31 protein-coding genes and 1 pseudogene are annotated in these 25,381 nt (G+C 42.9%); 20 read left to right on the forward strand and 12 right to left on the reverse strand.

Annotated features, from left to right (window positions below; all coding sequences use genetic code 11):
- The first annotated feature begins 54 nt into the window (after positions 1-54).
- Positions 55-180, forward strand: a complete 126-nt coding sequence (gene sr7p / locus OVA33_RS10280) for a small protein SR7P (protein WP_007408768.1) — start codon at positions 55-57, stop codon at positions 178-180.
- A gap of 40 nt (positions 181-220) precedes the next feature.
- On the opposite strand, the gene OVA33_RS10285 is transcribed toward sr7p, so the two are convergent.
- From OVA33_RS10285 to OVA33_RS10295, 3 genes are all read right to left on the reverse strand, one after another.
- Entirely contained in the window at positions 221-544 is a 324-nt protein-coding gene (locus OVA33_RS10285; protein ID WP_007408767.1) for an AzlD domain-containing protein, read from the reverse strand.
- A complete protein-coding gene (locus OVA33_RS10290) occupies positions 541-1,272 on the reverse strand; it encodes an AzlC family ABC transporter permease (protein WP_038464177.1) in 732 nt (243 codons plus the stop codon). Before OVA33_RS10290 ends, OVA33_RS10285 begins: the two co-directional genes overlap by 4 nt.
- A gap of 72 nt (positions 1,273-1,344) precedes the next feature.
- On the reverse strand, positions 1,345-2,151 hold the full coding sequence (locus OVA33_RS10295) for a TrmB family transcriptional regulator (RefSeq protein ID WP_025285117.1): 807 nt from the start codon (positions 2,149-2,151) through the stop codon (positions 1,345-1,347).
- Between the two features lie 222 nt (positions 2,152-2,373).
- On the opposite strand from OVA33_RS10295, the gene OVA33_RS10300 reads away from it, so the two are divergent.
- The 4 genes and pseudogenes from OVA33_RS10300 (at position 2,374) to OVA33_RS10310 (ending at position 4,690) form a co-directional block, all read left to right on the forward strand.
- Positions 2,374-3,243 (forward strand): cation diffusion facilitator family transporter, encoded by an 870-nt coding sequence (locus OVA33_RS10300; RefSeq protein WP_063636789.1) that lies wholly within the window; start codon positions 2,374-2,376, stop codon positions 3,241-3,243.
- 171 nt (positions 3,244-3,414) lie between these two features.
- Positions 3,415-3,465, forward strand: a pseudogene (locus OVA33_RS20680) (hypothetical protein); the annotation flags it as partial.
- 47 nt (positions 3,466-3,512) lie between these two features.
- Positions 3,513-3,758: a hypothetical protein gene (locus OVA33_RS10305; protein WP_025649730.1), complete on the forward strand. Its 246-nt coding sequence runs from the start codon at positions 3,513-3,515 to the stop codon at positions 3,756-3,758.
- A 179-nt stretch (positions 3,759-3,937) separates the two neighbouring features.
- Positions 3,938-4,690 carry an SGNH/GDSL hydrolase family protein gene (locus OVA33_RS10310; RefSeq protein WP_021494458.1) on the forward strand — a complete coding sequence of 251 codons (753 nt, stop codon included), beginning with the start codon at positions 3,938-3,940 and terminating at the stop codon, positions 4,688-4,690.
- A 15-nt stretch (positions 4,691-4,705) separates the two neighbouring features.
- Here OVA33_RS10310 and OVA33_RS10315 read toward each other — a convergent pair whose 3' ends face one another.
- The 3 genes from OVA33_RS10315 to OVA33_RS10325 all read right to left on the reverse strand — a co-directional run bounded on the left by OVA33_RS10315 (position 4,706) and on the right by OVA33_RS10325 (position 5,899).
- Complete coding sequence (locus OVA33_RS10315) at positions 4,706-4,834, reverse strand: hypothetical protein (protein ID WP_255219918.1); 129 nt, start codon at positions 4,832-4,834, stop codon at positions 4,706-4,708.
- A 146-nt stretch (positions 4,835-4,980) separates the two neighbouring features.
- Positions 4,981-5,490: a type 1 glutamine amidotransferase domain-containing protein gene (locus OVA33_RS10320; protein ID WP_063636788.1), complete on the reverse strand. Its 510-nt coding sequence runs from the start codon at positions 5,488-5,490 to the stop codon at positions 4,981-4,983.
- Between the two features lie 181 nt (positions 5,491-5,671).
- The gene (locus OVA33_RS10325) at positions 5,672-5,899 is read right to left on the reverse strand and encodes a hypothetical protein (RefSeq protein WP_017418376.1); all 228 of its coding nucleotides are present in this window, start codon (positions 5,897-5,899) and stop codon (positions 5,672-5,674) included.
- 236 nt (positions 5,900-6,135) lie between these two features.
- Between OVA33_RS10325 and hmpA the strand changes: the two genes are divergently transcribed.
- The 4 genes from hmpA (at position 6,136) to OVA33_RS10345 (ending at position 9,348) form a co-directional block, all read left to right on the forward strand.
- Positions 6,136-7,326 (forward strand): NO-inducible flavohemoprotein, encoded by a 1,191-nt coding sequence (gene hmpA / locus OVA33_RS10330; RefSeq protein ID WP_063636787.1) that lies wholly within the window; start codon positions 6,136-6,138, stop codon positions 7,324-7,326.
- Between the two features lie 246 nt (positions 7,327-7,572).
- Positions 7,573-7,701 carry a DnaB-like helicase C-terminal domain-containing protein gene (locus tag OVA33_RS20685; protein ID WP_229154343.1) on the forward strand — a complete coding sequence of 43 codons (129 nt, stop codon included), beginning with the start codon at positions 7,573-7,575 and terminating at the stop codon, positions 7,699-7,701.
- Between the two features lie 386 nt (positions 7,702-8,087).
- Positions 8,088-8,882, forward strand: coding sequence for a hypothetical protein (locus OVA33_RS10340; RefSeq protein ID WP_063636786.1), 795 nt, complete (start codon positions 8,088-8,090; stop codon positions 8,880-8,882).
- A gap of 301 nt (positions 8,883-9,183) precedes the next feature.
- Positions 9,184-9,348, forward strand: coding sequence for a sigma factor-like helix-turn-helix DNA-binding protein (locus OVA33_RS10345; protein ID WP_223257606.1), 165 nt, complete (start codon positions 9,184-9,186; stop codon positions 9,346-9,348).
- Positions 9,349-9,430: 82 nt separating this feature from the next.
- Here the strand turns inward: OVA33_RS10345 and OVA33_RS10350 are convergent, their stop codons facing one another.
- Entirely contained in the window at positions 9,431-9,655 is a 225-nt protein-coding gene (locus OVA33_RS10350) for a hypothetical protein (protein WP_223257607.1), read from the reverse strand.
- A gap of 37 nt (positions 9,656-9,692) precedes the next feature.
- Positions 9,693-9,815, reverse strand: coding sequence for a type II toxin-antitoxin system HicB family antitoxin (locus OVA33_RS10355; protein WP_223257608.1), 123 nt, complete (start codon positions 9,813-9,815; stop codon positions 9,693-9,695).
- 385 nt (positions 9,816-10,200) lie between these two features.
- Here OVA33_RS10355 and OVA33_RS10360 point away from each other — a divergent pair, with 385 nt between their 5' ends.
- From OVA33_RS10360 to OVA33_RS10380, 5 genes are all read left to right on the forward strand, one after another.
- A complete protein-coding gene (locus tag OVA33_RS10360) occupies positions 10,201-10,788 on the forward strand; it encodes a hypothetical protein (protein WP_063636785.1) in 588 nt (195 codons plus the stop codon).
- Between the two features lie 121 nt (positions 10,789-10,909).
- Positions 10,910-11,578, forward strand: a complete 669-nt coding sequence (locus OVA33_RS10365) for a hypothetical protein (protein ID WP_063636784.1) — start codon at positions 10,910-10,912, stop codon at positions 11,576-11,578.
- Positions 11,579-12,446: 868 nt separating this feature from the next.
- On the forward strand, positions 12,447-13,430 hold the full coding sequence (locus OVA33_RS10370) for an HNH endonuclease signature motif containing protein (protein ID WP_063636783.1): 984 nt from the start codon (positions 12,447-12,449) through the stop codon (positions 13,428-13,430).
- A gap of 13 nt (positions 13,431-13,443) precedes the next feature.
- Positions 13,444-14,001, forward strand: a complete 558-nt coding sequence (locus OVA33_RS10375) for an SMI1/KNR4 family protein (RefSeq protein WP_063636782.1) — start codon at positions 13,444-13,446, stop codon at positions 13,999-14,001.
- Positions 14,002-14,134: 133 nt separating this feature from the next.
- Positions 14,135-14,284, forward strand: a complete 150-nt coding sequence (locus tag OVA33_RS10380; protein WP_162886258.1) for a PhrK family phosphatase-inhibitory pheromone — start codon at positions 14,135-14,137, stop codon at positions 14,282-14,284.
- A 142-nt stretch (positions 14,285-14,426) separates the two neighbouring features.
- Here OVA33_RS10380 and rpsD read toward each other — a convergent pair whose 3' ends face one another.
- The gene (gene rpsD, locus OVA33_RS10385) at positions 14,427-15,029 is read right to left on the reverse strand and encodes a 30S ribosomal protein S4 (RefSeq protein WP_003152406.1); all 603 of its coding nucleotides are present in this window, start codon (positions 15,027-15,029) and stop codon (positions 14,427-14,429) included.
- Between the two features lie 290 nt (positions 15,030-15,319).
- Here rpsD and OVA33_RS10390 point away from each other — a divergent pair, with 290 nt between their 5' ends.
- Entirely contained in the window at positions 15,320-17,068 is a 1,749-nt protein-coding gene (locus OVA33_RS10390) for a sensor domain-containing diguanylate cyclase (protein WP_063636781.1), read from the forward strand.
- 33 nt (positions 17,069-17,101) lie between these two features.
- Here the strand turns inward: OVA33_RS10390 and OVA33_RS10395 are convergent, their stop codons facing one another.
- Positions 17,102-17,584 carry a GAF domain-containing protein gene (locus tag OVA33_RS10395; protein ID WP_017418368.1) on the reverse strand — a complete coding sequence of 161 codons (483 nt, stop codon included), beginning with the start codon at positions 17,582-17,584 and terminating at the stop codon, positions 17,102-17,104.
- A gap of 125 nt (positions 17,585-17,709) precedes the next feature.
- On the opposite strand from OVA33_RS10395, the gene refZ reads away from it, so the two are divergent.
- Entirely contained in the window at positions 17,710-18,333 is a 624-nt protein-coding gene (gene refZ / locus OVA33_RS10400) for a forespore capture DNA-binding protein RefZ (protein WP_007408038.1), read from the forward strand.
- Here the strand turns inward: refZ and hisJ are convergent.
- A complete protein-coding gene (gene hisJ, locus OVA33_RS10405; RefSeq protein ID WP_017418367.1) occupies positions 18,323-19,135 on the reverse strand; it encodes a histidinol-phosphatase HisJ in 813 nt (270 codons plus the stop codon). The genes refZ and hisJ overlap by 11 nt on opposite strands.
- A gap of 195 nt (positions 19,136-19,330) precedes the next feature.
- Here hisJ and ezrA point away from each other — a divergent pair, with 195 nt between their 5' ends.
- The gene (gene ezrA, locus OVA33_RS10410) at positions 19,331-21,022 is read left to right on the forward strand and encodes a septation ring formation regulator EzrA (protein WP_063636780.1); all 1,692 of its coding nucleotides are present in this window, start codon (positions 19,331-19,333) and stop codon (positions 21,020-21,022) included.
- A 113-nt stretch (positions 21,023-21,135) separates the two neighbouring features.
- On the opposite strand, the gene brnQ is transcribed toward ezrA, so the two are convergent.
- Entirely contained in the window at positions 21,136-22,476 is a 1,341-nt protein-coding gene (brnQ, locus tag OVA33_RS10415) for a branched-chain amino acid transport system II carrier protein (protein WP_007613107.1), read from the reverse strand.
- Positions 22,477-22,669: 193 nt separating this feature from the next.
- Here brnQ and OVA33_RS10420 point away from each other — a divergent pair, with 193 nt between their 5' ends.
- From OVA33_RS10420 to OVA33_RS10430, 3 genes are all read left to right on the forward strand, one after another.
- The gene (locus OVA33_RS10420) at positions 22,670-23,815 is read left to right on the forward strand and encodes a cysteine desulfurase family protein (protein WP_022552830.1); all 1,146 of its coding nucleotides are present in this window, start codon (positions 22,670-22,672) and stop codon (positions 23,813-23,815) included.
- A 3-nt stretch (positions 23,816-23,818) separates the two neighbouring features.
- Positions 23,819-25,024 (forward strand): tRNA uracil 4-sulfurtransferase ThiI, encoded by a 1,206-nt coding sequence (gene thiI / locus OVA33_RS10425; protein WP_025649723.1) that lies wholly within the window; start codon positions 23,819-23,821, stop codon positions 25,022-25,024.
- Between the two features lie 80 nt (positions 25,025-25,104).
- Positions 25,105-25,326, forward strand: a complete 222-nt coding sequence (locus tag OVA33_RS10430) for an alpha/beta-type small acid-soluble spore protein (RefSeq protein ID WP_007408043.1) — start codon at positions 25,105-25,107, stop codon at positions 25,324-25,326.
- Positions 25,327-25,381: the final 55 nt, after the last annotated feature.

Raw genomic sequence — 25,381 nt, forward strand, 5'->3', positions numbered from 1 at the left:
GGGGAAATGAGTACAGTACATAGTATAAGCAAAACAGGGAAGGGGTGCTGCGCCGTGAATTTCATGTTTACCATCGCAAAAGAAAGATTGCAGCGGGATCATTGGGAACAGCAGCAAAGCATAAATGCCGAAGCCAAAGCCGAGGAATCAGAGACGGAAGAAGAAAATCCGACATCATAAAGGGAAAGCCTCCATTCTGCGGAATGGAGGCTTTTGATTGTCACCATATCAGCCTGACGGCGGCCATCAGCACGACTCCTGTGATGACCGTGATGGATAAGCTTTTTGTCCGCATCGCGCAAAGCAATGTCGGGATGAGAACGATCATTGCTTTCCAATCAAAGGTCAAAGCGCTGTTTGTTTTCACAATCATGCTTTCCGTTACCAGAGCCGTCAAAATACAAAGCGGAATAAAGGAGAGCCATTTTAAAGCCAACTCAGGCATCTGAATGTTCCGGACAAATATAAACGGAACAATGCGCGGCACAAGTGTAACAATCATGCAGCCGAGTATAATCCAGATCATTTGTGTGCTGATGCTCATTTGTCCGTCACCACCCCGATCGTTGCCACAATCACGGTTGAGGCGATAACCGCGATGTGTGACGGGACGAAATACGATAACAAGACCATAAAAATGATCATATAGAGAATTAAGGAGAGGCTGTGCTTCAGCTTTTCCGAAGCGGACGACTGCAATTGCAGCACAAGCAGCGCCGCAAACATAGCGGGCAAAGCAAAGTCCAGGCCGAGCGCGTAAGGATCAGATATCCATTGTCCGAGAAGCCCGCCCATTACGCAGGAAATAACCCAGCACATGTAAGCGGTTATATTGAGGCCGTTCATCCACTTATCGTATAACCTGCCGTTCTGAGCCGCTTTGTTCACCGCTACCCCGAAAGATTCGTCAGTAAGCAAAGCCCCGAAGCCGATATTTTTCGCCAAAGAGTATTTCGTGAAATACGGCGCGATGGTCAGGCTCAGCAGAAGGTGCCGCAGATTGACGATAAACGTCGTTAAAATAATGGCGGAAATCGGACTCCCGGAAACAAGGAGCGAGCAAATAATAAATTGGGCGGCGCCGGCATAGACACACAAGGATAACAAACAGATTTCAAGAATGCTTAGATGAGAGGCAACGCCGACGATGCCGAAAGCAAAACCGATGCTCATATAGCCCAGCAGCGTAGGCACACAATCCCTCACCCCCTGTAAAAACGTATCGTTCATTTCCCGGGAAACGGCGGTTTTTTGCACTTCTGTGTTAATCATTTTTTATACTCCTTTCATAGAGATTATAATGATAACGACTAATGAAAAAATCAAAGAAAATACGGTTCACATTTATATGAATCGATTTCCGGTGACGACATGAAATAACGAATGGTTTTGTTTCATCAGGCCTTCAACTTTTTCAGCCCCGACTTCTTTCACAAGCTCTGCGAACATCAGATCGTGCCTCATATATTCCATGGCCACGAGAACGAGAGCGGGATCTTCTGATTTAATGGCCCAGGCATTCGTCTGCGGAGAAAAATTGGCGATTAAGACTTCTTTATTATCTCGGGCAGCTATCGTTAATCTTCCGCCCATCCGTTTCTCCGCCACTTCAGGAGACATATTATGATTTGTCGTATTTCCGAGCTTCACTTCCGGAGGGCCGAACACAATCGAAAAGACGGGCAATTGTTCGGCGGCGCGTTTGTTAGCGGCTTCTTGAATAAAGGGAATCTGCTGTTCCCAGACAGACAGCCACAACTCTTCCTCGGCTTTTTCAATCATATCCTTCATCTCATTGATGACATGATCATTCGTGCTGATGCGGCGGATGACATTCATCTCCTGCTCGCTTTCCAGAGCCAATAACTTTTCCTCAAGGTAGCCGAATGAGCTCTCGAAATCGTGCCGGAGCCGGTCGATTAATTCCTTTCCGGCCAGCGGGGCATATGTAACCGGATCAGACGGCACAATATGGACAGCGCCTTTATCAACTAATTTCCCCAATACTTCATAGATCATTGAGCGGGGGACGCCTGACCTTTTGCTGATTTCATATCCGGTAACAGGCGAGTGTTTCAACAAGCCGATATATGCTTTACATTCATATTGAGAAAATCCAAACTTCTGTAATTCTTTCAGAACATCGTCCATAAACATCCTCCGTAGTGGTTATTCATGAAACTACTATAATGTAAGCGGTTATATCTTGTCAATGGGACTTGAGTGCTGAAAGAAAGGTTCGCCTGTTTTGTCGCTTTCCAACTTAGTTTATGATGAGTTACATGTATGGCTTTTGTGAAAAACGTTGCCGTAGACCCACACGAATGCCGTTTGATACGATAAATACAAGAAGTCAAAAAGAGGAGGATTACGGTGGAAAACACCTCTAAAATCGCTTTTTTATCGGTTATAAGCAATTCCCTGGTCGTCATGCTCAAAATAGTGGTGGGGATAATAACCGGATCTGTCGCGATACTTTCTGAAGCCATTCATTCTTTTTTAGATTTGATCGCCGCCTTCATCGCCTTTATCTCCGTCAGGATTTCAAAAAAGCCGGCTGATACAGGGCATCCGTACGGTCATGGAAAAGTCGAGAATCTGTCGGGGACTATCGAGACGATTCTGATTTTTGCGGCAGGGATTTGGATGATATATGAATGCGTTCAAAAACTGGTCAACCCGGCGCCGGTTCATCTGCCCGTATTGGGCATTGTTGTGATGCTTGCGGGGGCTCTCATTAATTTGATCGTTTCGAAGTTCGTAAAAAGAGAAGCCGAAAAGGTTAATTCCGTGGCAATGAAATCAAATGCCCTGCATTTACTGACTGACGTGTACACATCATTAGGCGTAGCGGCAAGCCTTTTGGTCGTTACCATAACGGAGTGGTACATACTTGATCCCATTATAGGTATGGTGCTGGCGATGTATATCATATATGAAGCGTTTAAGTTAATGAAAGAAGCATTCCCGCCGCTGATTGATACCCGTTTGTCGGAAGAGGAAGAAAAAACAATTTTAAAGATTATTGAAACATTTCAACAGGAATTTATTGAAATTCACGATTTTCGTACAAGACGCTCCGGCCCGCAAGAGTATATTGATTTTCACCTGGTCGTACCCTCTCACGTGACGATTAAAGACGTGCACGACCTGTGTGACCGCATTGAAAGAGATATTACGGATGAATTCAAACAAGCACAGGTAATGATTCACCCCGAGCCGGAGAGCGAGAGGAAGAAATAAATCGATCTTATGTTTGCGTTTGTTCTCAGCAAAATGCCTGCAAAAGGCCCGTTCCCACGGGTCTTTTTGTTGTATAAATGTCCATTTCTCGCTCATATGAGAGAGAAGCTTATACACGTGAGGGATACATTTCATACGTTATGTTGTAAAGAAAAAGGGAGGTGAACAGAATTGAACGCTATTTCTGTTAAAGAAATTGAACATGGAGTTGCCGTTGCGGAAAGAGAAGGTTTAGGAGAGTATTTATACCAAGAACCGGTTTCTAAAAAATGTTCGCGCCGTTCCCGCAGCAGAAAACGGACACACCGTTCCCGCAGCAGAAGACGGACGCATCACCGGACACACCGTTCCCGCAGCAGAAGACGGAGCCATCACCGGACACACCGCTCCCGCAGCAGAAGACGGACGCATCACCGGACACACCGTTCTCGCAGCAGAAGACGGACGCATCGCCGGACACACCGTTCCCGCAGCAGACGGTCTCATCAAAAACGCACCCGCAAACGCTGTTTTAAATGCTGACTGCAGACTCTATTACAAGTAACGGGGATCTGCTATAATGGCAAGAGAACTGCATAAAAGATCCGGTATCATCATCCGCGGACACTGAACTGACAACATGGCGCTGTTTGTTCGTGTCCGTTTTTTATGTCAAAAAAGATGCCGGAGGATAAAAAGGAAGGGATGACGCCGAATGAAGCTGAATGAGGATTTTTATAACTCTGAAGGAAAGACAGTCTCTTTGCCAAACATAAGCAGCAAGCTTTTGCATATCACGGACAGCGGGCATATCAGCATTGACTTCATCAGCATAAGCAGGCTGCGGAAGGCTTCAAAAATCGCGATCTTAGGTGACAGCGTCGCCCGGGGGCTGCGTGCGGAATACGGCTTTGGTGACATTCTGAAAGACCGGACAAACGCTGATATAACCAATCTGTCTGTCAGCGGCGTTAACATGAGCAACAACGGAAGCGATAACATTTATCAGCAGGCGCTTAAAACAAAGGGACATGATGTCATCATTGTCCAGGGAACAGATGATGATTGGTGCAACCACATTCCCATCGGCACAGATGAAAAGGATATCACCACATTTTACGGAGGCTTCTGCCAAGTGATCCAGCAGCTGCGGAGCGGAAATAAAGGCGCGAGCATCATTGTGGTGACCCCAACGAGACAAGCAAAAATATCAAAAGGAAAAATCGTCCGCCGTGATACTGATAAAAATAAACTGGGCCTGAAGCTGGCTGACTATGTGAAAGCCCAAAAAGAAGCCTGCACACTCCTCTCTGTACCGTATGCCGACCTGTTTGATACAGATCTCATCGACCCGTATAATCCCGCTTTCCGAAGCATGTGCATGTCAGAAGGTCTTCATCCGAACGAGAAAGGGCATCAAATCATATTTCAGGAAATCTGCCGGAATTATTATTACTATTATGGGTAACACAGCGCTAACAGATTATTTTCGGCCTTGCTTTTCTAAAAGCTCAATTATTCTTTGAGATGCGTGTTTTTGCGCTCTCAAAAGCGAGACGATATTACCGGTAAAACCGATTAAAATGATCAGCAGCAAAATGATCATCCACATCAGTGAACCTCCCGTCGAGTGTTGAAAAACCCACTCTTTATTTTATTTATTATGGATGGGGAAGAGAATAGGTCTAACTATTGGTGTTTCTTTATCAATCCATAAAAAAATGCACAGACTGAACGGGTCTGTGCATTTTTATTCGCTTATTTCAGCAGGTTCAATGATTCACGATTAAAGGCTTCCAAATCGTCAGGCGTTCTGCTCGTTACGATGTTATGGCTCACGACGACTTCTTCATCTTTATAATTTGCGCCGGCATTGATTAAGTCTTTGCGGATGCTGCGGAATCCCGTGATATCTTTTCCTTTAAGAAGGTCGGTATCAATCAGCAGCTGCGGGCCGTGGCAGATCGCGAAAACGGGTTTCTGATTTTCCACGAATGCTTTAGTGAATTCACCCGGGCGGTCATCTCCGCGCAGAAGATCCGGTGAAAAGCCTCCGGGAATCAATAACGCATCGAATTCCTTTGGGTCTGCGTCTGAGATCGCTTGATCGATCTTTACTTTCTCACCGTGCTTGCCCGTCACTTCTTTCCCTGCTTCTAAATCTATTGTCACCACACTGTGGCCCGCTTCTTTAAATGCTTCCGCCGGGCTTGTATATTCAATATCCTCAAATTGATCTGTCATCAGAACTGCAATTTTTTTGCTCATACATCATGCCTCCTGTGAATTTGTATATGACAAGAATATCAGGCGGATTGCCGCCTCACAACGTATTTGCTTGAAGATACGGCATGAAAAAAAGACCCCTCTGAAAAAGAGGAGCCAAAAGGTACGGAGGTCTGCTGAAACTTACGTGTTTAACTTGAGATAAGGCAAGAAATCGAATCAATTACTTTTTGCGTCTTTTTTTATCCTTTTTACACCCGCATTTCCCCGGATCGCCCGGATCAATGACTTCGTGAATTGTTTCTTCCTTATAAACGTGGCGGGGAACATAACGGATATGTTCTCTGTTAATGTGTTTGATGGGATGGACGTAAACCACTTCTTTGTCAGTATACTTGTCAGTCACAATATACTTAGGGTCACAGTAATACACTTTCGATTTTTTACCCATTCATCTCACCTCCCGTACTTTATTAAATGCTGAAAAGGAGGATTTTGCATCGGACAAGTACACCGTGGCAAGTCCACAATTTTTCAGCTGCAATTTCGTTTTTCTGGTTTTTCCTGAAGCCGTCTCAAATTGGAATGGCTAACCCTTTTTGAACGGGGAAATCTATAAAAAAGAATTCAAAAACGATTCTTTTCTCAGGTCAATCGAGATGCGTACATCTTTAGGGGGATTTCAGAATGCTCGATGAAAAAACGATTGAAATCATTAAAAGCACAGTGCCGGTCTTAGAAGAGCATGGTGAAGAAATCACAGGCCGATTTTATGACCTGCTTTTTCAGCATCACCCTGAGCTGCTGAATATCTTTAATCAGACGAATCAAAAGAAAAAAACACAGCGTACGGCCTTGTCGAATGCTGTGATTGCGGCCGCAGCCAATATTGACCGGCTGGAAAACATAGTCCCCGTCGTCAAACAAATCAGCCATAAGCACCGGAGTATCGGTGTTAAGCCCGAGCATTATCCAATCGTTGGAAAGTACTTGTTAATCGCGATAAAGGATGTGCTAAAAGACGGGGCTGCTCCTGAGGTCATTCAGGCATGGGAAAAAGCATACGGCGTCATTGCAGACGCTTTTATCGGAATTGAGAAGGACATGTATGAACAAGCGGAAACGCAAAAAGGCGGCTGGAAAGAATATAAGGCGTTTACAATTGATAAAAAGGTAAAAGAAAGCAAAGAGATAACGTCGTTTTATTTAAAACCGGAAGACGGACAAGTTCTCCCCGAATTCAAAGCAGGGCAGTATATCAGTGTAAAAGTATACATTCCGGACACGGGCTATACGCATATCCGCCAGTACAGCTTATCCGACGTGTCCGGTAAGGATTATTACCGGATTTCCGTGAAAAAAGAAGGGGTTGTTTCCTCATATCTGCATGACCAATTACACGAAAAGGATTCAATTGAGATCAGCGCTCCGGCCGGGGATTTCGTATTAGACCCTGATTCTAAAAACAATCTGGTTCTCATCAGTGCCGGTGTCGGAATTACCCCGATGATCAGCATGTTAAAGACGGTTGCCAAAACCCAGCCGCAGCGAAACGTTCTTTTTATCCATGCGGCAAGGAGCGGAGAGTATCATGCGCTGCGGCATGAAGCTGAAGAAGCCGCGGAACACTCATCCGTTGACACCGTCTTTATTTACAGCGAGCCGTCCGAACAAGACCGTTCAGAAAACATTCGTTTTCGGGAAGGCCGGATTGACAAAAAGCTGTTAGAAGAAGTGATGACAGATAAAGATGCTGATTTTTACCTGTGCGGATCACCGTCGTTCATTAAAGAAATGAAAAAGCTGATTTCTGAATTCAATACACCGCCGGAATCCATTCACTATGAATTATTCGAACCCCAGCTGAGTATGGTGTGATGGAAGAAGGAAGGACGATGATTTTAACGTATAAAGCACCCGGATCGGGTGCTTTTTTATTTTATATCGGCCCCGTTTGCGGAGTGGGTATTTTCTTCCTTGAATAAGCAGTTCCTGAAATGTCATTCCATCCTTGGAAATATTGCTTTTACAAGTAAACGGGGTTCTCGGTTCTGCCGATCTCGGAATTTTTGACCGCCATCAAAATCAGCCGCATGTAAAACATATGGCCTGCGAGTTGGATATTTGCGTTATTACGTCAGTCAGCTTTCACGGAGCGTTGAACAGCGGCAGGACATAAGAGAATCGGAACAAATTGAATTGGTCGCGGTTGTCATTGGGTTTCTTCATCGGAAGAATTATTACGAAAAGTAAAGCGAGAGCAAAGTTAAAAGCAGCGAAACGGCCGGTCAAAACTGTTTAACTGAGTTTCGTTAAAGAATACGGTTTGTTCCTGAATTTGGAGCGTAGATTTGACAGTTAGAGATTGCTATAGAGAAACACTGAGGCATAATTATTATTCTCTTATCCTGCTAATTGAGTTTTTTGGTTTAGAGCAAGGATCAGGAATAGGTTGCTAAATTTTTATCTGCAGGAAAATTTAAGGATAAAATAGACGCCTTATTTGTTGGATAAGAACAACGGGTTAAAAAAGGAGACAAGAGCAAGGGATTTGGAGAATAATAATGAAATCTTATTTGATTGGAAATTAATGAAACTATCCGTCATTCAGATCGTAAGATTAATGGAGGAGTGTTAATATGAATATAGATGTTGAAATATTTAAGATGGCACAAGAGGTAAAATGCGCTAAGAGTGTCAAAAATGTGTTTTGGGCATCGTCTTTCCTAAAATCTAAAGGAGACCGATGGAAAAAGAGGCTTTACTTCTTTCTTGGAGTTGTTAGTATAATAGCTTACTTTTTCATCGGGAGGGAATTTTTGTTTAAGAATTTATATTATTCATTAGAAGATTTGACTGCTAAATTAGATATTTCGAAGTCTAACGCCATTATATTAACTATAAGCCTTTCAATCTTTCCAATTATGGTGATAATTGCGGTTACTTTAAGGAAATATGCTATGTTGGTTGATCGTAAATGGGGAATAAGTGATTTATATTATTCACTTTCTTATAAGGCCTTAAAAAAATATTTACACAGAAAAAATTATAACAATAAAGTTATTGAAAAACGCATTTTACCTTATATAATATCGAAAAACTCCAATCTTGAGTTATATTCCATTGGTTCATTTCTGAAAATTGTGATTCCGTCTATTGTAGTATCAATACCTGTTAGTATATTTGGGGTATTGTTTACCACAAGTATTAATGAATCAGCCAGTTTAGTAGAATTTAAGGGATTTTTATTAACTCTTGGTTCTATTACAATTATGTTATGGTTTATTGGTGCAACATCATTTAAAGCATTACCCACATTAAGTATTTTTAGTGAAAAAAAAGCATATAAGGAACTGGAACGGATTTTACAAGGATATTTATTAGAGAAAGAAATCAAACTAGGTAGTAGAAAGAAGATAAAGCGAAAAGTTTAAGTAAGCCCTAGACGGAAAGCCTGTGGACACTGATCATTGTACAGATTTATTGTGCTCTGATTGGTGTCCGTTTTTTGTTTTCCGGAAAAGGCGGCAAAGAAATGCTGATATAAATGCGTAGGATTCATCTGTGCGCTTCCCTTACCTTGGGATTGGCAAAGGATGAAACGATCCGGGAGCGGCTTTTTTAAGGGGAAATAACAGGAGGAAACATATGAAGGATTTAATCATTGAATATAAAAGCGCATTGACAGATATTAAAAAGGTATACCGGCAGTGAGCCTGATGGAGAGGCAAGCGATTGGGATATAGGGAAAGAATAGCGGATGCTTTATCTGTACTGACAGACCGCGAGAAAAATATTTTTATCATGCACGCTGTGCAAAATATATCTTATGAAGAAATAGCGGCTCTATTCAATATAAAAAAGGAACCGTCCAAAAGAATATTGAACGACCCCGCTTAAAAATAAAAAATAGAGCAAATGACAGTTTTTTGTCTTGAACTGGCTGTTTTTTTATTATGATCTTTTATTAATGCCAAGTCGCTCACGTAATGCAAATTGAAGAGCTACCCGAAAAGTTTACACCTTCTTTTTCTGCTGTTTCTGCAAGCGATTTAGGTACAGTAAGTGTCTTTTTCACCGATTTGTTTTCCATTTCATCACGGACAATATCTGTCCAAGTGCTTATCATAACAACAAAACCGGTTGCCAACACTTTAATATCCTTTGGAGATGAGGGGGAAGGGATGTCTTCGCCGTCTTCTTCCATTCATATAAAAAGCCTTCTAGCGTATTTTTTGCCATGCTCATAGCTCATCCACGTTATCACCTTCTGAAATGCAGCTGGGTAAACCGGGGAAAGTAATTGTATAGTCGTCGCTACCGTCTTCTCCTGCATCAAAAATCGCCGGAAATAAATACTTTGCCATATATATAAAACCTCCTTACAAGGGGGGTGTTTAAGTATAGAGTCTAGTGTGCCGAGTTTGAAGTCTTTTTTTGATGTTTGACTGTTACCGTGCCCGGTTTGGTTGGGTGTTTAAAGTGATGATGACTACTAACAACCTGCTTTAAATACTACTCACCTTTAGTAAGTATCTTTTCGATATCTCTTGATAATTTCATGTTTCCCTTCCTTACATATAGGATTATAATGCGTATTATTTATACGTGTTGATACTTATTTGTGAAAAAAAGCATTTTTTGTCTTGCGGTTGAGTCTAATTTGTGAAAGGAACTTTTTGTTCGACAAATTTTTTCAAATGGTTCCTTTATCGCTCTCCTTTACCGATAATAAGGAAGGAGGGATCTAATTTGAGACTTAATATTAAAAACATCATATTCATATTTGTTATTGTTTCTTTATTTCTTGGAGATTTGCTACTTTACTCAGGAATATTAAATATGTTTTTTAAAGATAAAGAAACTATATGGGCTGGGTTAATTGCTTTTGCTGGTGCAATATTAGGAGGTGCAATTACATATTATGGTGTCAAACTTCAGATTCAGCACAGAGAAAAAGAAATTTTTATGAGCACTGTGACTGAAACTTTGACCAAGATAAATGTTTTAATGAGTTTTCTAACACCTAGTTTCAATAGCTTTTTCTTTTTAGAACATTGTTATATGGATGAAGATATTAAGGCAAGGCATATTCGAAGAAGTGTTATAGAATTTAACAAAGTTCTAACGGCACAAAAAGATATTGTTTACAAATATCTTGATTATGAATTGGTAGAATTAATTGAATTTCACCAGAAGTTCTTACATTTGCAAAATGAAAAATTGAGTTATAAAGAGGCGCATGCTGCAATGGAAAAATGCAGAGATATTTACACTGTGTTGAATAATGGAAAAGAGAGAGTAAAACAAAAGTATAGAAAATATAAAAGAACAGAATAGCAATCTTCGGGGTGCTTTTTTATATTCCATGTAAAAAACTCTGGTGAATCGTTCGACAAATTTTGCAAACAGTTCCTTCATTACGCTCTTTCACCGATAATAAGGTGGGAGGGGAAGCAGATTGAAAAAAATATTTATAATTATTCCTATACTAATTTTTGTTCTATCCGGTTGTGGTCTAGAAACAAAAGAGGCTGAAACTTTTTTAAAAGAGCTATCAAAAAATAAATCATTATCACAATATCTTAGTGGGGAGCCAACTTTAGAATATACAAACTCAATAAAAAAATATTATGAATTTAAAATTAATTTATCCATGAATAAGAAATTTAATAAACTCTCTGATAAAGAAAAATATAAAACTCTTTACCAAGTTTATGAGTTAATTAAGGATAAAGGCTTTTCTTATAAGATCAGTTGTGGGGATAAGTATACTTGTTCAGTAGATGAATTACATGCCAAGTATAACAACGATGATTATACAATTGATTTTAAAGATGGTTATTCTTTGAATCAGTTAGAAAAAAACGATGAAGTTATTTTTGATGTGGAGGATGAGAAAGAGAAAAGTAAAGAAAATTTATCAGAAGAAGAGACTCAATCATCTAGTGACCAAATCATATATGATTACATGGAAAACGAATTTAATAGAATTACAAATTACGGGGAGAATTACACCCCTGAGATACATGATTCAATGGTTGCTGAACTTGCAAGCAAAAAGTTCGGTATAACAGCTGAAGAAGCAAATGAAATATACGTGAGCATGTCTATGAATAAATATAAATAACTATAACTGAGATAAATCTTGAAATTAAATCTATAATTATGCTAGCGCCTCAAAATGAGGCGCTTTTTTATATTCTCTGTAAACTTCACCCGGTGATTCTCAGGATAAACAATTGGCGGTTAACAGTCTGAGTGCGGGGGCAGTTTAGAAAGAATATTGGAGGGAGTACATGGAAACAATTAGTTAAGCTTTTGAGGAATTAGGAAGGAATGAGATATGCGGCTGAAAGAATGCCAACCCCCAAGCCGCTTTCCGCGGAAACTTTTATTATGTTGAGTAAAGGAGATTGAGCATGGAAACAATTTATGCGCACTCATTTGAGACGTCATGGTTTATTGCGCTCACGTTCTTCTGCTTGTCGTGTGTAGTCTGTTCAGGTAAATCAGAAAAGGAATAAGCATGGCAAGGCAACGTGACGAATTAGACAAAATCTATAATACAGCAAGCTGGAAGCGAGTAAGAAAAGTCGTTCTGGTTAGGGACGGCTATTTGTGTTGTGAATGCTGTCATCGTGGATTGGTAACGGAAGCGAATACGGTTCACCATAGCATTGCATTAAGGGATGAAGTAATAAACGATCTGTTTAAAGTTCCACAAAACGGAGCAACCGGAAAGAAGCGGTGGGGAGAAGTCAGAAAACGAAGTTCGAATATAAGCTTCTCGGATAAAAAAGCATAAACGGCATATGCAATCCTTGACGGTATTTGGATCGGAAACAAAAGTAAAGAGCGAATCTCTACTAAAACAGGTATTTTAGGATTTCTCAAATGAGATTCCTATTTAAATGGTCAGGATTATTTTACATATTGTTGAAATAAAAGTAAAAATATAGTATGTTAGACTAGAAAACAAATTAAGGAGGATTTGTATGAAATTGTTAAATAACTCAATTTGCTTTCTGGTCGTAACTTTATTGATTGCTACTATTGGATTTTCGCCACAAACGAAAGCAACACAAGAGGACTCGTTTGGATTAGCAAAACCAGTAACCTTTGAAGAAAAAGAAACTTTAACAGTAGATAAGAATGGAGTGGCTAAGAGCAATAATGATGACCAGGTTTCTGCCATTAAGGAGGCACGACAACTTGCCAAGCAGGATAGCCACAATGAAATAACGTATAAGAACCCCCTAGCTAAAGAAGAAAACAATATTGTTAATGTGCCAGTCGTTGAGAAAAAAGAAGAGAAAGCGCACACTAAAGCAGCTAGCTTAGTTACGATGTCCTACACAACAATATATGACCCCAACAAAAAATCCATCACAACTACAATAAAAATAGCAAGCATAGTTGGCGAAAAGCCTATAGTCATTGAAGCAAGAAACGATTTATATGAAAGTAACACTTATAGCGGAAAATATGGAAGGGTTTTTCTCCATAACAGAGAATTTTTAGGAAAAGACATTAAAGTAGGTAAATCATATTCAAAGTCGTATTATCCAAAAAAGACAAAGTTTTTTATGTCCCAACATACTTCAGTAGCCGGCTGGAAAGGCTCACTACCTGATACTTCAACTGGAACGTTGGCTCCTGCTCTTGCGAATAAAATAGCATGGCTGTATCCAAAAATAATAAATACTCACAACAATAAAACAATGCCTTTACCGGCTAAAGCAAATTTCCCTAAAATCCCACTTGAAGATAGAGTAAAATGGGACAGCTCGAAGGATCGAGATAATTATATAAAGAAATATATCGAAAAATATGGTAATCCAAAGTGGAAATGGTCAGAATTTGATATTCACCATGTGCTTCCGAGAGAATATGGAGGGAATAACAGCTTTAACAACTTGTACCCACTGACAAGAGATATACATCAACAAATTGTAAACCCTTGGTGGATGAAGTATTAAAAGAGGTGGCGCAATGGCGATTTTTATTGAAAAAACATTAAATGGCTTAAAAGAATTACTTAATGAAAAAAGACAATTAAAAATTTTACGAAGTGAAGGAGATCTGGCTGAAGTGGAGTGTACCTTTTCTAATGGTGCCACAGACGAAGAGATTGCACTTTTTGAAAAGAAAATAAATGTTTCGCTCCCTAATGACTATAAAGCTTTTTTGAAACTGCATAATGGGGCCAGAATATTTGAATCGTTGATTTACGGTGAGAATGTGGGTGGGGGTTTGCATATTCTTAATTTAGAAGAGATTGAAAAGTATATGCAAAATGGTTTTTTAGAGCCTCAGTTTATTCCTGTCGCACATCTGTTAGACGGATGTTATTTGTTAATTGACAAAACCAAAATTTCCACAGATCCAAACTATTTATGGTTCCACGGATTTGTCGAGTATGAACCCATGCAACTTAATTTTGAGATATTTTTAGATAGGTATATCTTGTCTCAAGGAGCAAATTTTTGGGAGTGGAATATTTACACTGCTGAAAATTATTACAGAACTCACCAGAGTGATGAGCTTTAATCATTCGTATACGACCGATTTAAGCCCATCAGGATAAACAGCCGGAACAATAATGCCTTATAAAAGAAGCATTGAATTTTCTAAGCATGATATTTTAGCCGAGGAGAAAATGAGGCACCTGGAGGGATTGTAATTGAAAAAAGTTATTCTTTGTGCAGCTCTCACCTTCGTTACGTTAAGTGGTTTAGCTGCAGTCAAAATGAATCATGCATCATCGGATGTTAAGATAACAGAGCGCCCGGTCGGTACTCTGCAATTAGCAGAGCGGCCAGTTGGCACATAAAAAAGCCCCTGTCCGGGGCTTTTTTTAATAAAGAGAGGGAGCATCTGTCCACCATTCTGACAGCCCAAAAGAAAAACCCTAGAAATGTTGATATAACAACGTTTCTAGGGTTTAATCCAATGCTCTTTAAAGAGCGTTTTACTTAACGAGAGTAGAACTCAACGATAAGCGCTTCGTTAATTTCCGGAGCAAGCTCAGAGCGCTCTGGAAGACGAGTGAATGTACCTTCAAGCTTTTCAGCGTCGAAAGTAAGGTACTCAGGAACGAAGTTGTTTACTTCTACAGATTCTTTGATGATAGAAAGGTTTCTTGATTTTTCGCGAACACCGATTGTTTGACCAGGTTTTACTTGGTAAGACGGAATGTCAACGCGGCTTCCGTCAACAAGGATGTGACCGTGGTTAACTAATTGGCGTGCTTGACGGCGAGTGCGTGCAAGACCGAGCTTGTACACAACGTTATCAAGACGTGCATCTAAAAGAATCATGAAGTTTTCGCCGTGTTTACCAGTCATTTTTGCAGCTTTGTCAAACAATGTGCGGAATTGACGTTCGTTTACACCGTACATGTGACGAAGTTTTTGCTTTTCTTGCAATTGCAAACCGTATTCTGATAGTTTTTTACGCTGTCCCGGACCGTGGGGACCTGGTGCGTAAGGGCGTTTTTCTAATTCTTTACCTGTACCGCTAAGAGAGATTCCTAAACGGCGGGACAGTTTCCAAGATGGACCTGTATAGCGAGCCATAATGTGACTCCTCCTTTGGTTTTATTTTGTGGAAAATAAAAACCGTCTGTTCGATCCGACCGTGCACATTTTGTTTTCATGTATCCTCGCTCCAGCAGCAGAGAGTTACACGATACACCTTACAGCTAAGGAACAAAATGCAAACACAGAAGCTGAACAAAAAGGCTGCAATATTTCACACAAAGAACATTATATGATTTTTCCCCGCCGCCGTCAACCATTTCTCCATGAAGAGTGCCGGTTTATGATATAATGTACAAAAATGAGTAGTACATGTTTAGGTGATAAAAATGAAAAAACAAACAATTGATGAAGTGACGGCCTTTCATCAGAAAATGCTTTCTTTTTTCTTAACGAAATCTGAATCCGCCTCATTATCCGACTCGCTGTTATGGCTGGCCTCAGCTCTAGAATCCTGCTTTACATCTCTTTCATTGACCCTTTCACCGGCAGAATCAACACGTTTCACCATAAAAACAGAAGATGAACCGCATTATGCTCCGCTGAAAGAGAGCGACGGCCGTTTTATGATCAGGAATCAGACGTCCGGCAGATCCTTTTATCTGCGCTCGGAAGGCGGGCTGCCGATCCCGGAATCATTGCCTGAGATCGTTACTCAGTTTATCAATCAATCTGTGAGACAAAGCGGACTGTTTGACAAAACGAAGCATCAGCGGAAAATTCACAGAATGACAGAAATGTTCCATTCGCTTTTGGATCAAAATGAGGTTTTGGAAAAACTGCAGGCAAGTTTGAGTACGGCTTTCCGGTCTTTCCGCTTTTCACTGTTTATCACGCAGGATCAGGATACGGACAGACAGCTTCCCGCAAAAGAATTACATATGGACGGAAAAGATGCCGACCCGTCTGCCCTGAAGGTTTATTTATCGGGGAGACTGCTCAGAAAAGGCAGGTCATCTGCTTACCTGCCGATCAAAGGCCAGCAGGGGACTTACGGGGTTCTGAAGACGGAGGGGCTGCAGGATGCCGTTCTTTCGTGCAGTACTCTCAGTGAAATGCTGCTGCTTGCGGGCGCGGCGGGAAAAGCATTTGAAAATGCGCAGCTCTATGAGCAATCGAAAAAAAGCATTGCGAATCTGGAGCTCATTAATGAAACATCGCGCCAGCTGAATCAGCGCCTCAGACTCACTGACACGATGCGGGAACTCGCCGCCATTATGACCCAATCGTTTCATGCGGAAGAAGTGGCTTTTTTTCATATTGATCATTTTGAGACGCAAAATCTGCTTCCGGGACATACCGCTTTTTTTAAGACAGAACGTGCGAACCCCTATATCAGCATTGTGAAAGAAAAGCTGTTCGAGGGAGAAAAGGGCGTGTTTATCGGCAGCGGAAAGACTGTATTCGGCGAAAACGGCTTCGGCTCGCTGATGGCGGTGCCGATGATCGAAAATGACACCGTCTTCGGGTTCGCGATTTTATTGAAAAAGGATTTGTATGCTTTTACGTTTGAAATGTATAAGCTTTTTCAAGCGCTCATTCACCATGCGACATTGGCGGTCACGAACTCCATGCTGCGCGACAGGCTTGAGCATCTTATTCAGACAGACCAGCTGACGGAGCTGTATTCAAGAACCTATTTGGATGAGAAAATTCAATACAGCATGAAAATTCATAAACGGGGTGTATTCATCCTCGTTGATATCGATAATTTCAAAACCATTAATGATACATACGGTCATCAAACGGGAGATTCGATCCTGATTCAGGTGGCCTCCGTTATGAAAAACCATATTCGTGAGCATGATGTCGCTGCAAGGTGGGGGGGCGAGGAGCTGGCTGTCTATCTGCCGAATATCAACGTGTCATCCGGAGAACGCATCGCTAAAAGGCTTGTTCGCGCCATCCGGGAAAACACCGAGCCGCGCGTGACGATTTCCTGCGGTGTTTCCTGCTGGTCAAAGACAGGCCCGATGCCGTTGAAAATGCTCGTTCAGCAAGCGGACGAGGCGCTTTATATCGCCAAACGGAACGGCAAAAACCGGCTGATCATCCATCAAAACAGCACGACGACATAAAAAAGGAGCCGGCCTGCCGGCCGGGCTCCTTCTTTATCCTAATCGTTTTTCAAGCGTTTCAACAAACTTTGCTAAATAGGTTTCGTCCGTTTCATCAAAACGGTTTTTCACGGGGCTGTCAATGTCCAGCACACCGATCACTTCACCGTTTACGCGGATCGGGAGAACGATTTCTGACTGGGAAGCCGCGTCACAGGCGATATGTCCCGGGAACGCATTCACATCGGCAATCCGCTGCACGTCGCCATCAGAGTAGGCAGTGCCGCATACGCCTCTGCCGAACGGAATGCGCACACAGGCAGGAAGTCCTTGAAACGGTCCGAGCACGAGCTCGCCCTCTTTAGCGAAGTAAAACCCCGCCCAGTTGACTTCATGTAATGAATGGTATAAAAGCGCTGACGCATTCGCGTAATTTGCGATCGCATCCGTTTCATCTTCTGTCATGGCTTCGAGCTGTTTAAGCAGAAGCTGATAACTTTTTTCTTTATCTCCGGATTGTTTTTCGACATGAAACATGGAAAACCCTCACTTTTTCTATAATATCAAACAAAGTTCCGGCCGTTCTGCCGGCATTTGTCGAGAAGTTCTTACAGGAACGGCGCCTTTCTGCTTGAATTGTTACACATAAAGGGGTGAGCCGTATGAAAGTAAGCACCAAAGACAAAATTATTAACGCCGCTGTCCAGCTGTTTAACCAAAAAGGTTATTCCGGCACGTCCGTCCGTGAAATCGCAAAGTCAGCTGATGTAAATGTTGCGCACATCTCCTACTATTTTAAAGGGAAAGGCGGATTAATGGAACATTTAGTTTCCGAGTTTTACGAAGGCTATACTGAAGCGCTGGAAAAAGCCGCCGTCAGTATGAACGGTGAAGACGCGCAGGAACGCATCCTGCGGGTGATTTTCGATATTTTATCCTATCAGCACGATAACCGTCAATTAACGCGGTTTGTATACCGGGAAGTGACGATTGATTCCGTGCTGATCAGGGAAATTATGTCTACTTACTTAATGAAAGAAAAATATATTTTCCAGCTGGTGATTGAAGAAGGGCAGTCACGCCATAGACGGCTGACGCTGCCCGTGCCGCATTTTATTCTGCAATTGAAATCCCTCTTGATGATGCCGTATCTCCAGCCTCAATATATTACGGAGGTGCTCTATATGCAGCCTCATGAGCCGTACTTTTATAAAAGGTATTTTGAAGAGGTGAAGATCTGGATCGAAAGCGTGTTCCGGCGGCCTGATGCGGCGCTTATGAAGTAATGATGTTTTTGTACGTTTCGTAGGAACTGCCGACATCTTCCGCTTGATGGGCGTCCGACCCGAATATGAGCGGGATTTTTTTTTGCTTCGCCGTCTCAGCCATCCAATCCTCCATGTATACTTCCCCGGCAAACTTCTTTCTGAGCCCGGATGTATTCACATCCAGCTCCATTCCGTGTTCTTTCACGGCGTCAAGACAGCGGGCCGCAAGCTCTCTTATTTGAGGTGACATGCTGTAGGGGAAAAGGCGCGCGAATTTTTTGACGAGCGTGATATGGCCGACCCGTTTTGGCTTAAAGGGGCCGAGCGGTGTTACAATGGAAGAATACACGGTTTCATAGTATTGTTCATATACGGCTTCAACGCTTCCGAAGCGGTCGGCAAGCTGCTGAAAGGCGTGCTCGTCAAAATCGAGGCATATATAAGACGGACCGGTTTTCAAAAAATGAACGGATAAGATGCCGTCATCCAGTGAGGGGCCGTATGTGTTCAGAAACGCCGCGGTTTCCTCTTCATACCCTGTGATAAAATCGGTTTCAAGTCCAGTCAGAATGCTGATTTGTCCATCGTATTCCTTTTTCAGCTGTGACAGCCGCTCCAAATAAACCTCCATCTGTCTGAGATCCATCGCGCTGTCCTGAAGCGGTACGGGATCTTGAAAAGACGGGGGAAGGGGGGCATGCTCTGTAAATGTGATCGAGTCAAAGCCTCTTTCCAGGGCCTTTTCGACATATTGTTTCAGCGCATCCTTCGAGCCGTGAGGGCAAAAAGGGGTGTGGATATGAGCGTCTCGTTTTTCCATTTGTGTCACTCCATTAAAAAATTGCAGAATCCTGCCGAAATTATGCAAAAAGTTTTTGATTTCTGGTCAAAAAATGTTGGTTACATGGTATCATAATAACAATGAAAACGACAGATTTTCTCAATACATATATTGAAATCTTTCTGAATACATAAAACACCCTGACAGATTAAGAGAACAACAAGGGGGCTCATTATGGAGTTAGTCATCGGATTATTGGTTATACTGCTCGCGCTCTTTGCGGCGGGCTACTTTTTCAGGAAAAAAATTTATACGGAAATTGACCGGCTGGAGTCATGGAAGATTGAAATTTTAAACCGTTCGATAGTGGAAGAAATGTCCAAGATCAAACATCTGAAAATGACCGGAGAGACGGAAGAGTTCTTTGAAAGATGGCGCGAGGAGTGGGATGAAATTGTCACAGCCCATCTGCCGAAAGTAGAAGAGCTCCTTTATGATGCCGAAGAGAACGCCGACAAATACCGGTTTAAAAAAGCGAATCAGGTGCTTGTCCACATCGACGACCTCCTCACTGCAGCCGAATCAAATATAGAAGGCATACTGCGTGAGATCAGCGACCTTGTGACGAGCGAGGAAAAAAGCCGCGGAGAGATTGAACAGGTGCGTGAGCGGTATTCAAAAGCGCGAAAAAACCTTCTGGCGTACAGCCATCTCTACGGAGAGCTTTATAACAGCCTGGAGACGGATCTCGACGAAATCTGGAGCGGCATAAAAGAGTTCGAAGAAGAGACGGAAAGCGGCAATTACATCAAAGCGAGAAAAGTGCTGCTTGAACAGGACCGCAGACTGGATCAGCTTCAGACATACATAGATGACGTTCCGAAACTGCTTGCGGACTGTAAACAGACCGTGCCGAACCAAATTGCCAAGCTGAAAGACGGCTACCGGGAAATGACGGAAAAAGGCTACAAATTGGAGCATATTCAAATCGAAAAAGAGCTGGAGACCCTCACAAATCAATTGAAACGGGCCGAAAACGCGCTTTTGGAAGAATTAGATGTCGACGAAGCGTCCGCCATCCTTCAGCTGATTGATGAAACCATTCAATCGATGTATGAACAGCTGGAAGGAGAAGTGGAAGCCGGACAGTCCGTATTAAGCAAAATGCCTGAGCTGATCATCGCGTATGAGAAGCTTGAGGAAGAAAAAGACCGCACAAAAACCGAAACGGAGCTCGTCAAGGAAAGCTATCAGCTGACCGCGGGAGAAATCAGCAGGCAGCATGCCTTCGAAAAACAGCTGGAAACGATCGGCCGGCTCCTTGAGCAGGCGAGAGAAAAGCTTGACGGCGAGCATGTCGCTTACTCGCTGCTGATTGAAGAAGTCGAGGCCATCGAAAAGCAGATGGAAGAGGCTCAGAAAGAACATGCCGAATACCGTGAAAATCTGCAGGCGCTCAGAAAAGAAGAACTGCAGGCGCGGGAAACGCTGATGCATCTTCGGAAAACCATTTCTGACACGGCCCGAATGCTGCAAAAAAGCAACGTGCCGGGAATTCCTGAACAAGTCAAGGACAAGCTCGAGACGGCAAATCATCATATAGAAGAAACCGTCAGCCAATTGGAAGAGCTGCCGCTGAACATGGAGGAAGCCGCCAAACATCTGGCTGAAGCCGAAAAGGTGGTTGAGGAAGTCAGTGAAGAGGCGGAAGATCTTGTGATTCAGGTGAAGCTGATTGAGCGGATCATCCAGTACGGCAACCGCTTCCGAAGCCAGAATCATATTTTATCCGAACAGCTGAAAGAAGCGGAACGGCTGTTTTACGCTTACAGCTATAATGAAGCTTATGAGATGGCGGCAGATGCTGTTGAAAAAGCAGCTCCCGGCGCCGTGAAAAAAATTAAAGCTGATCAATCTGCTTCATAGACGCATAAGCAAAAACTGCACCCTGATGGAAATCAGAGGTGCAGTTTTTTAGTTTCTCACGGAATATAAAAAGCGCCTGCGGCTGATATACGTCAAGCCGCAAGCGCTGAATGTTACGATTTTGCTTTATTTAATTCGATGGGCGGGCTGGTAAAAAACGTGATGATGCAGCCGATGATCGCTCCGGCAATGCCCGGAAGCACCCAGCCGATTCCCATGCTGTAAAGCGGAAGATTTGCGTTTAAGAATGAATCTAATGATCCGAGCGGAATGCCTGCTGCCTTCAAACCGTCCAAGATACTGAACAGCCCTGTTCCGATCAGGCAGGCGATATAGACTTCCCGTCTTTCCTTAAAGATTTTATCAATAAAGGAAAGGACGATAATGACAATCGCCAGCGGGTAAATCGCTGATAAAATAGGAACTGAAAATGCAATAATCTCAGCAAGTCCGAAATTTGAAATCGCCAGACTGAACAGCGTGACAATCGTAACCACCATTTTGTATGATAAAGCGGGAATCAATTTTGAAAAATATTCGCCGCAAGATGTGACAAGCCCGATGCTTGTCGTTAAACACGCAACGGTGATGGCAGAGCCGAGAACGATGTTTCCCAGTGAACCGAACAGGTAATCTGATGAAGCTGATAAAATCTTTGCGCCTTCGCCGATCGGCCCCACAGCGTCCGTGCTTGTCGCTCCCAAATAGGCCAAAGATAAATAAATGAATGTCAAACCTGCCGCTGCAATCAGACCCGCTTTAATACAAGCGGCGGCGAGCGCTTTACGCTGGGTGACGCCCCTGCTTTTAACAGCGTTGACGACAACGACGCCGAAGACGATTGAGGCGAGCGCGTCCATTGTTTTATAGCCTTCCAAAAATCCTTTGAACACCGGCGTTCCGGAATATGCCTGATGTACGGCGCCCAGCCCGCCCATCGGAGTGACAATGGCTTTTACGACGATGATTAAAATAATACCGAATTTAATAGGAGTCAAAATCTTTCCGACTCTGTCAACGATTTTGGAAGGATTAAGAGCTAAATAATACGTAATAGAAAAAAAGATCAACGTGAAAACAAATAAAGATAATCTTTCCGGAATGCCGCTTAAAAACGGAACTGCACCGATTTCATATGAAACGGTTCCGGTTCTCGGAATCGCGAAAAGCGGCCCGATTGATAAATAAAGAACAACGGTGAAAATAGTCCCGAATACCGGATGAGCTTTATCGGCAAGCCCTTTCGCGTCTTTGCCCGTTAATGCGATGGCGATAATACCCAAAAGCGGCAGACCTACGCCGGTCAGTAAGAAACCGCCCATCGCTTTCCAGACATTATGCCCCGCCGCTTGCCCGAGCTCCGGCGGATATATCATATTTCCTGCCCCGAAAAAAAGTGCGAAAAGCATGAAACCGATAATAACGGTATCTTTGACAGGTAGTGAGTGTTTCATAAAAATCCTCCTAAATACTATGTTGAAATATTCTGTCAATTAATTGTCAGATAATATAACAAAACGAACATTACTTATTATATGGCAATGTACAGAGAAGTCAATACTCGATTTATTGCGAATTTATATTTACTTTTGTTATGGTAGCATAAATATCATACGATGTACCGTTTTCATTAAAGGAGTAAAAAAAATGATATATTTAGACAACAGCTCAACGACCGAGCCGTATGAAGAGGTATTAGATGTGTACAAACAGACGAGCAGCCGGTATTTCGGCAATCCTTCGTCTCTGCACCAGTTAGGAACTGAGACGGAACAGCTCCTTGAAGCGGCCGCTCAGCAAATAAAAAAAACCTTGCGTTTAAAAAATTATGATATTGTATTTACATCAGGCGCGACTGAAGCGAATAACGCTGCGTTAAAGGGAGCAGCCTGGGCAAACATGAGTAAAGGAAGACATATCATTGCTTCGGCGATTGAGCATCCTTCTGTGACGGAGACGCTTGATCAGCTGACAGAGCTGTTCGGCTTTGAAGTCACATATCTTCCGGCCGATCAAAACGGCTTCGTTTCTTTGAAAGACGTCAAATCGGCTATCAGGCCGGATACGATAATCGTCAGCGTCATGCATGTCAATAACGAAGTCGGCTCCATTCAGCCCGTAAAGGAAATCGGCGGGTTTTTGAAGCAGCACCGGAATATTCTGTTTCATGTTGATCATGTGCAGGGCATTCATAAAGTTCCTCTGTCTATAGAAGAAGCGGGCATTGACCTTTGCACCGTTTCAGGGCATAAGTTTCACGGCCTAAAAGGGACCGGAGCGCTTATCGTCAAAAAAGGAACGCGGCTCATTCCGCTTATAACGGGAGGCTCGCAGCAAAAAGGCGTCCGTGCCGGAACGGAACACACGGCAGGCGCCGTTTCCCTTGCGAAAGCGATCAATCTTTCCGCGCGTGACATGAACGAGCGGCTTTCTTCCGTGGAGGCTGCCAAGAATGCGCTCATGGAAAGGCTGAGCGGGACGGACGGGGTCGTCATCAACACCCCCGCTGAAAACAGCGCGCCGCATATCATTAATTTTTCCGTTCCGGGCGTGAAGGCGGAAGTGCTGCTGCATATGCTTGAGGAAAAAGGAATATATGTCTCCACAACCGCGGCATGTTCGGCAAGAGAGCACAAACCGAGCCGTGTTCTTCTGCAAATGAATAAAGGCGAACAGATTGCATCAAGCAGCATAAGAGTCAGCCTGAACTTCAGCCATACGGCTGACATCACGGAGCCGTTTATGGCCGCGCTGGTGCCGGCTGTTCAAAAACTAAAAAAAATGATGAGGTAGCATATGAATTACGATCATATTTTAATCCGTTTTGGTGAAATATCCACAAAAGGGAAAAACAGACGCAGTTTTATTGAAAGATTAAAACAGAATATCCGCCTGGTATTAAAGGATTATAAAAAAGTAAAATACTTTTCAAACCGGGACCGGATGTCAATTACACTTAATGGAGAAAACCCGGAGGAAATTTGTTCCTTATTAAAGAATATATTCGGCATTCAAAGTTTTAGTCTCGCAATTAAATGCGAAAGCAAGCTGGAAGACATTAAAAAAACGGCTTTAGCCGCGATAGAAGGCGAATATAAACCGGGGAATACGTTTAAGGTCGAGACGAAACGGGCTTACAAACAATTTGAATTAGATACGAATGCGATGAACGCTGAAATCGGCGGGCATATTTTGAAAAACACGGATGGATTAACCGTCGATGTGAAACATCCCGATATTCCGCTTCGGATTGAAATCAGGGAGGAGGCGACATTCCTGACCATTCGTAACGAAAAAGGCGCCGGAGGCCTTCCTGTCGGTTCCGCGGGTAAAGCGATGCTGATGCTTTCCGGCGGTTTTGACAGTCCGGTCGCCGGTTTTTACGCGATGAAACGGGGATTATCAGTTGAAGCCATACATTTCTTCAGTCCGCCGTATACGAGTGAACGGGCAAAGCAGAAAGTCATGGATCTCGCGGGATGCCTCGCGAAGTTCGGCGGCAGTATGACGCTTCATATCGTGCCGTTTACAAAGACGCAGGAACTCATCCAAAAACAAATCCCGGAGAACTATACGATGACGGCGACGCGGCGTCTTATGCTGCAAATCGCGGACAGAATCAGAGAAGAACGGAAAGCGCTCGCGATCATTACGGGAGAAAGCCTCGGGCAGGTAGCGAGCCAGACGCTTGAAAGCATGTATGCGATCAATGCCGTGACGGCAACGCCGGTTTTGCGCCCTTTAATCGGAATGGACAAAACAGAAATCATCGAGAAATCAAAAGAAATCGGCACGTATGAAACAAGCATTCAGCCGTTTGAGGACTGCTGCACCATCTTTACGCCGCCAAGTCCGAAAACACGCCCGAAAAAAGAAAAAATCGAGCACTTCGAAAGCTTCGTTGATTTTGAACCGCTGATTGCAGAGGCCGCTGCGGGCATCGAAACCATCACTGTTTACTCAGAGCAGGAAGCTCACGATAAGTTTGCCGGCCTGTTTTAAAACTGTATACAATTACCAAAGTTTTTTTGAATGAAGACATGTGTTTTATCACATTCTATACTCACAAGGAGGTGATACACATGTCACAACAATCAAACAGCGGAAACAGCAACCAGCTTTTAGTGCCAGGCGCTGCTCAAGCTATCGACCAAATGAAGTATGAAATCGCTTCTGAATTCGGTGTAAACCTTGGACCGGAAACAACTTCTCGCGCCAACGGTTCTGTCGGTGGAGAAATCACAAAACGTCTTGTCTCTTTTGCTCAGCAAAGCATGGGCGGAAGCAGCCAGCAGCAGTTTTAATCACAACTTCACATAATGGCTAAGAGAGCGGGGAATTCCCCGCTCTTTTTTCATG

The organism is Bacillus sp. KICET-1, assembly GCF_027721405.1.
Classification (GTDB): Bacteria; Bacillota; Bacilli; order Bacillales; family Bacillaceae; genus Bacillus; species Bacillus velezensis.

Coding starts and splice junctions, on each gene's coding strand:
- OVA33_RS10290 (WP_038464177.1), bottom strand. CDS start 1,272: ATGATTAACACAGAAGTGCAAAAAACCGCCGTTTCCCGGGAAATGAAC.
- thiI (WP_025649723.1), top strand. CDS start 23,819: ATGAATTACGATCATATTTTAATCCGTTTTGGTGAAATATCCACAAAA.
- refZ (WP_007408038.1), top strand. CDS start 17,710: ATGAAAGTAAGCACCAAAGACAAAATTATTAACGCCGCTGTCCAGCTG.
- brnQ (WP_007613107.1), bottom strand. CDS start 22,476: ATGAAACACTCACTACCTGTCAAAGATACCGTTATTATCGGTTTCATG.
- OVA33_RS10320 (WP_063636788.1), bottom strand. CDS start 5,490: ATGAGCAAAAAAATTGCAGTTCTGATGACAGATCAATTTGAGGATATT.
- OVA33_RS10340 (WP_063636786.1), top strand. CDS start 8,088: ATGAATATAGATGTTGAAATATTTAAGATGGCACAAGAGGTAAAATGC.
- OVA33_RS10355 (WP_223257608.1), bottom strand. CDS start 9,815: ATGGCAAAGTATTTATTTCCGGCGATTTTTGATGCAGGAGAAGACGGT.
- OVA33_RS10350 (WP_223257607.1), bottom strand. CDS start 9,655: ATGGAAGAAGACGGCGAAGACATCCCTTCCCCCTCATCTCCAAAGGAT.
- OVA33_RS10430 (WP_007408043.1), top strand. CDS start 25,105: ATGTCACAACAATCAAACAGCGGAAACAGCAACCAGCTTTTAGTGCCA.
- OVA33_RS10375 (WP_063636782.1), top strand. CDS start 13,444: ATGGCGATTTTTATTGAAAAAACATTAAATGGCTTAAAAGAATTACTT.
- OVA33_RS10390 (WP_063636781.1), top strand. CDS start 15,320: ATGAAAAAACAAACAATTGATGAAGTGACGGCCTTTCATCAGAAAATG.
- OVA33_RS10420 (WP_022552830.1), top strand. CDS start 22,670: ATGATATATTTAGACAACAGCTCAACGACCGAGCCGTATGAAGAGGTA.
- hmpA (WP_063636787.1), top strand. CDS start 6,136: ATGCTCGATGAAAAAACGATTGAAATCATTAAAAGCACAGTGCCGGTC.
- OVA33_RS10285 (WP_007408767.1), bottom strand. CDS start 544: ATGAGCATCAGCACACAAATGATCTGGATTATACTCGGCTGCATGATT.
- OVA33_RS10315 (WP_255219918.1), bottom strand. CDS start 4,834: ATGTGGATGATCATTTTGCTGCTGATCATTTTAATCGGTTTTACCGGT.
- OVA33_RS10310 (WP_021494458.1), top strand. CDS start 3,938: ATGAAGCTGAATGAGGATTTTTATAACTCTGAAGGAAAGACAGTCTCT.
- ezrA (WP_063636780.1), top strand. CDS start 19,331: ATGGAGTTAGTCATCGGATTATTGGTTATACTGCTCGCGCTCTTTGCG.
- OVA33_RS10325 (WP_017418376.1), bottom strand. CDS start 5,899: ATGGGTAAAAAATCGAAAGTGTATTACTGTGACCCTAAGTATATTGTG.
- OVA33_RS10395 (WP_017418368.1), bottom strand. CDS start 17,584: ATGTTTCATGTCGAAAAACAATCCGGAGATAAAGAAAAAAGTTATCAG.
- OVA33_RS10295 (WP_025285117.1), bottom strand. CDS start 2,151: ATGGACGATGTTCTGAAAGAATTACAGAAGTTTGGATTTTCTCAATAT.
- hisJ (WP_017418367.1), bottom strand. CDS start 19,135: ATGGAAAAACGAGACGCTCATATCCACACCCCTTTTTGCCCTCACGGC.
- OVA33_RS10370 (WP_063636783.1), top strand. CDS start 12,447: ATGAAATTGTTAAATAACTCAATTTGCTTTCTGGTCGTAACTTTATTG.
- rpsD (WP_003152406.1), bottom strand. CDS start 15,029: ATGGCTCGCTATACAGGTCCATCTTGGAAACTGTCCCGCCGTTTAGGA.
- OVA33_RS10305 (WP_025649730.1), top strand. CDS start 3,513: ATGTTCGCGCCGTTCCCGCAGCAGAAAACGGACACACCGTTCCCGCAG.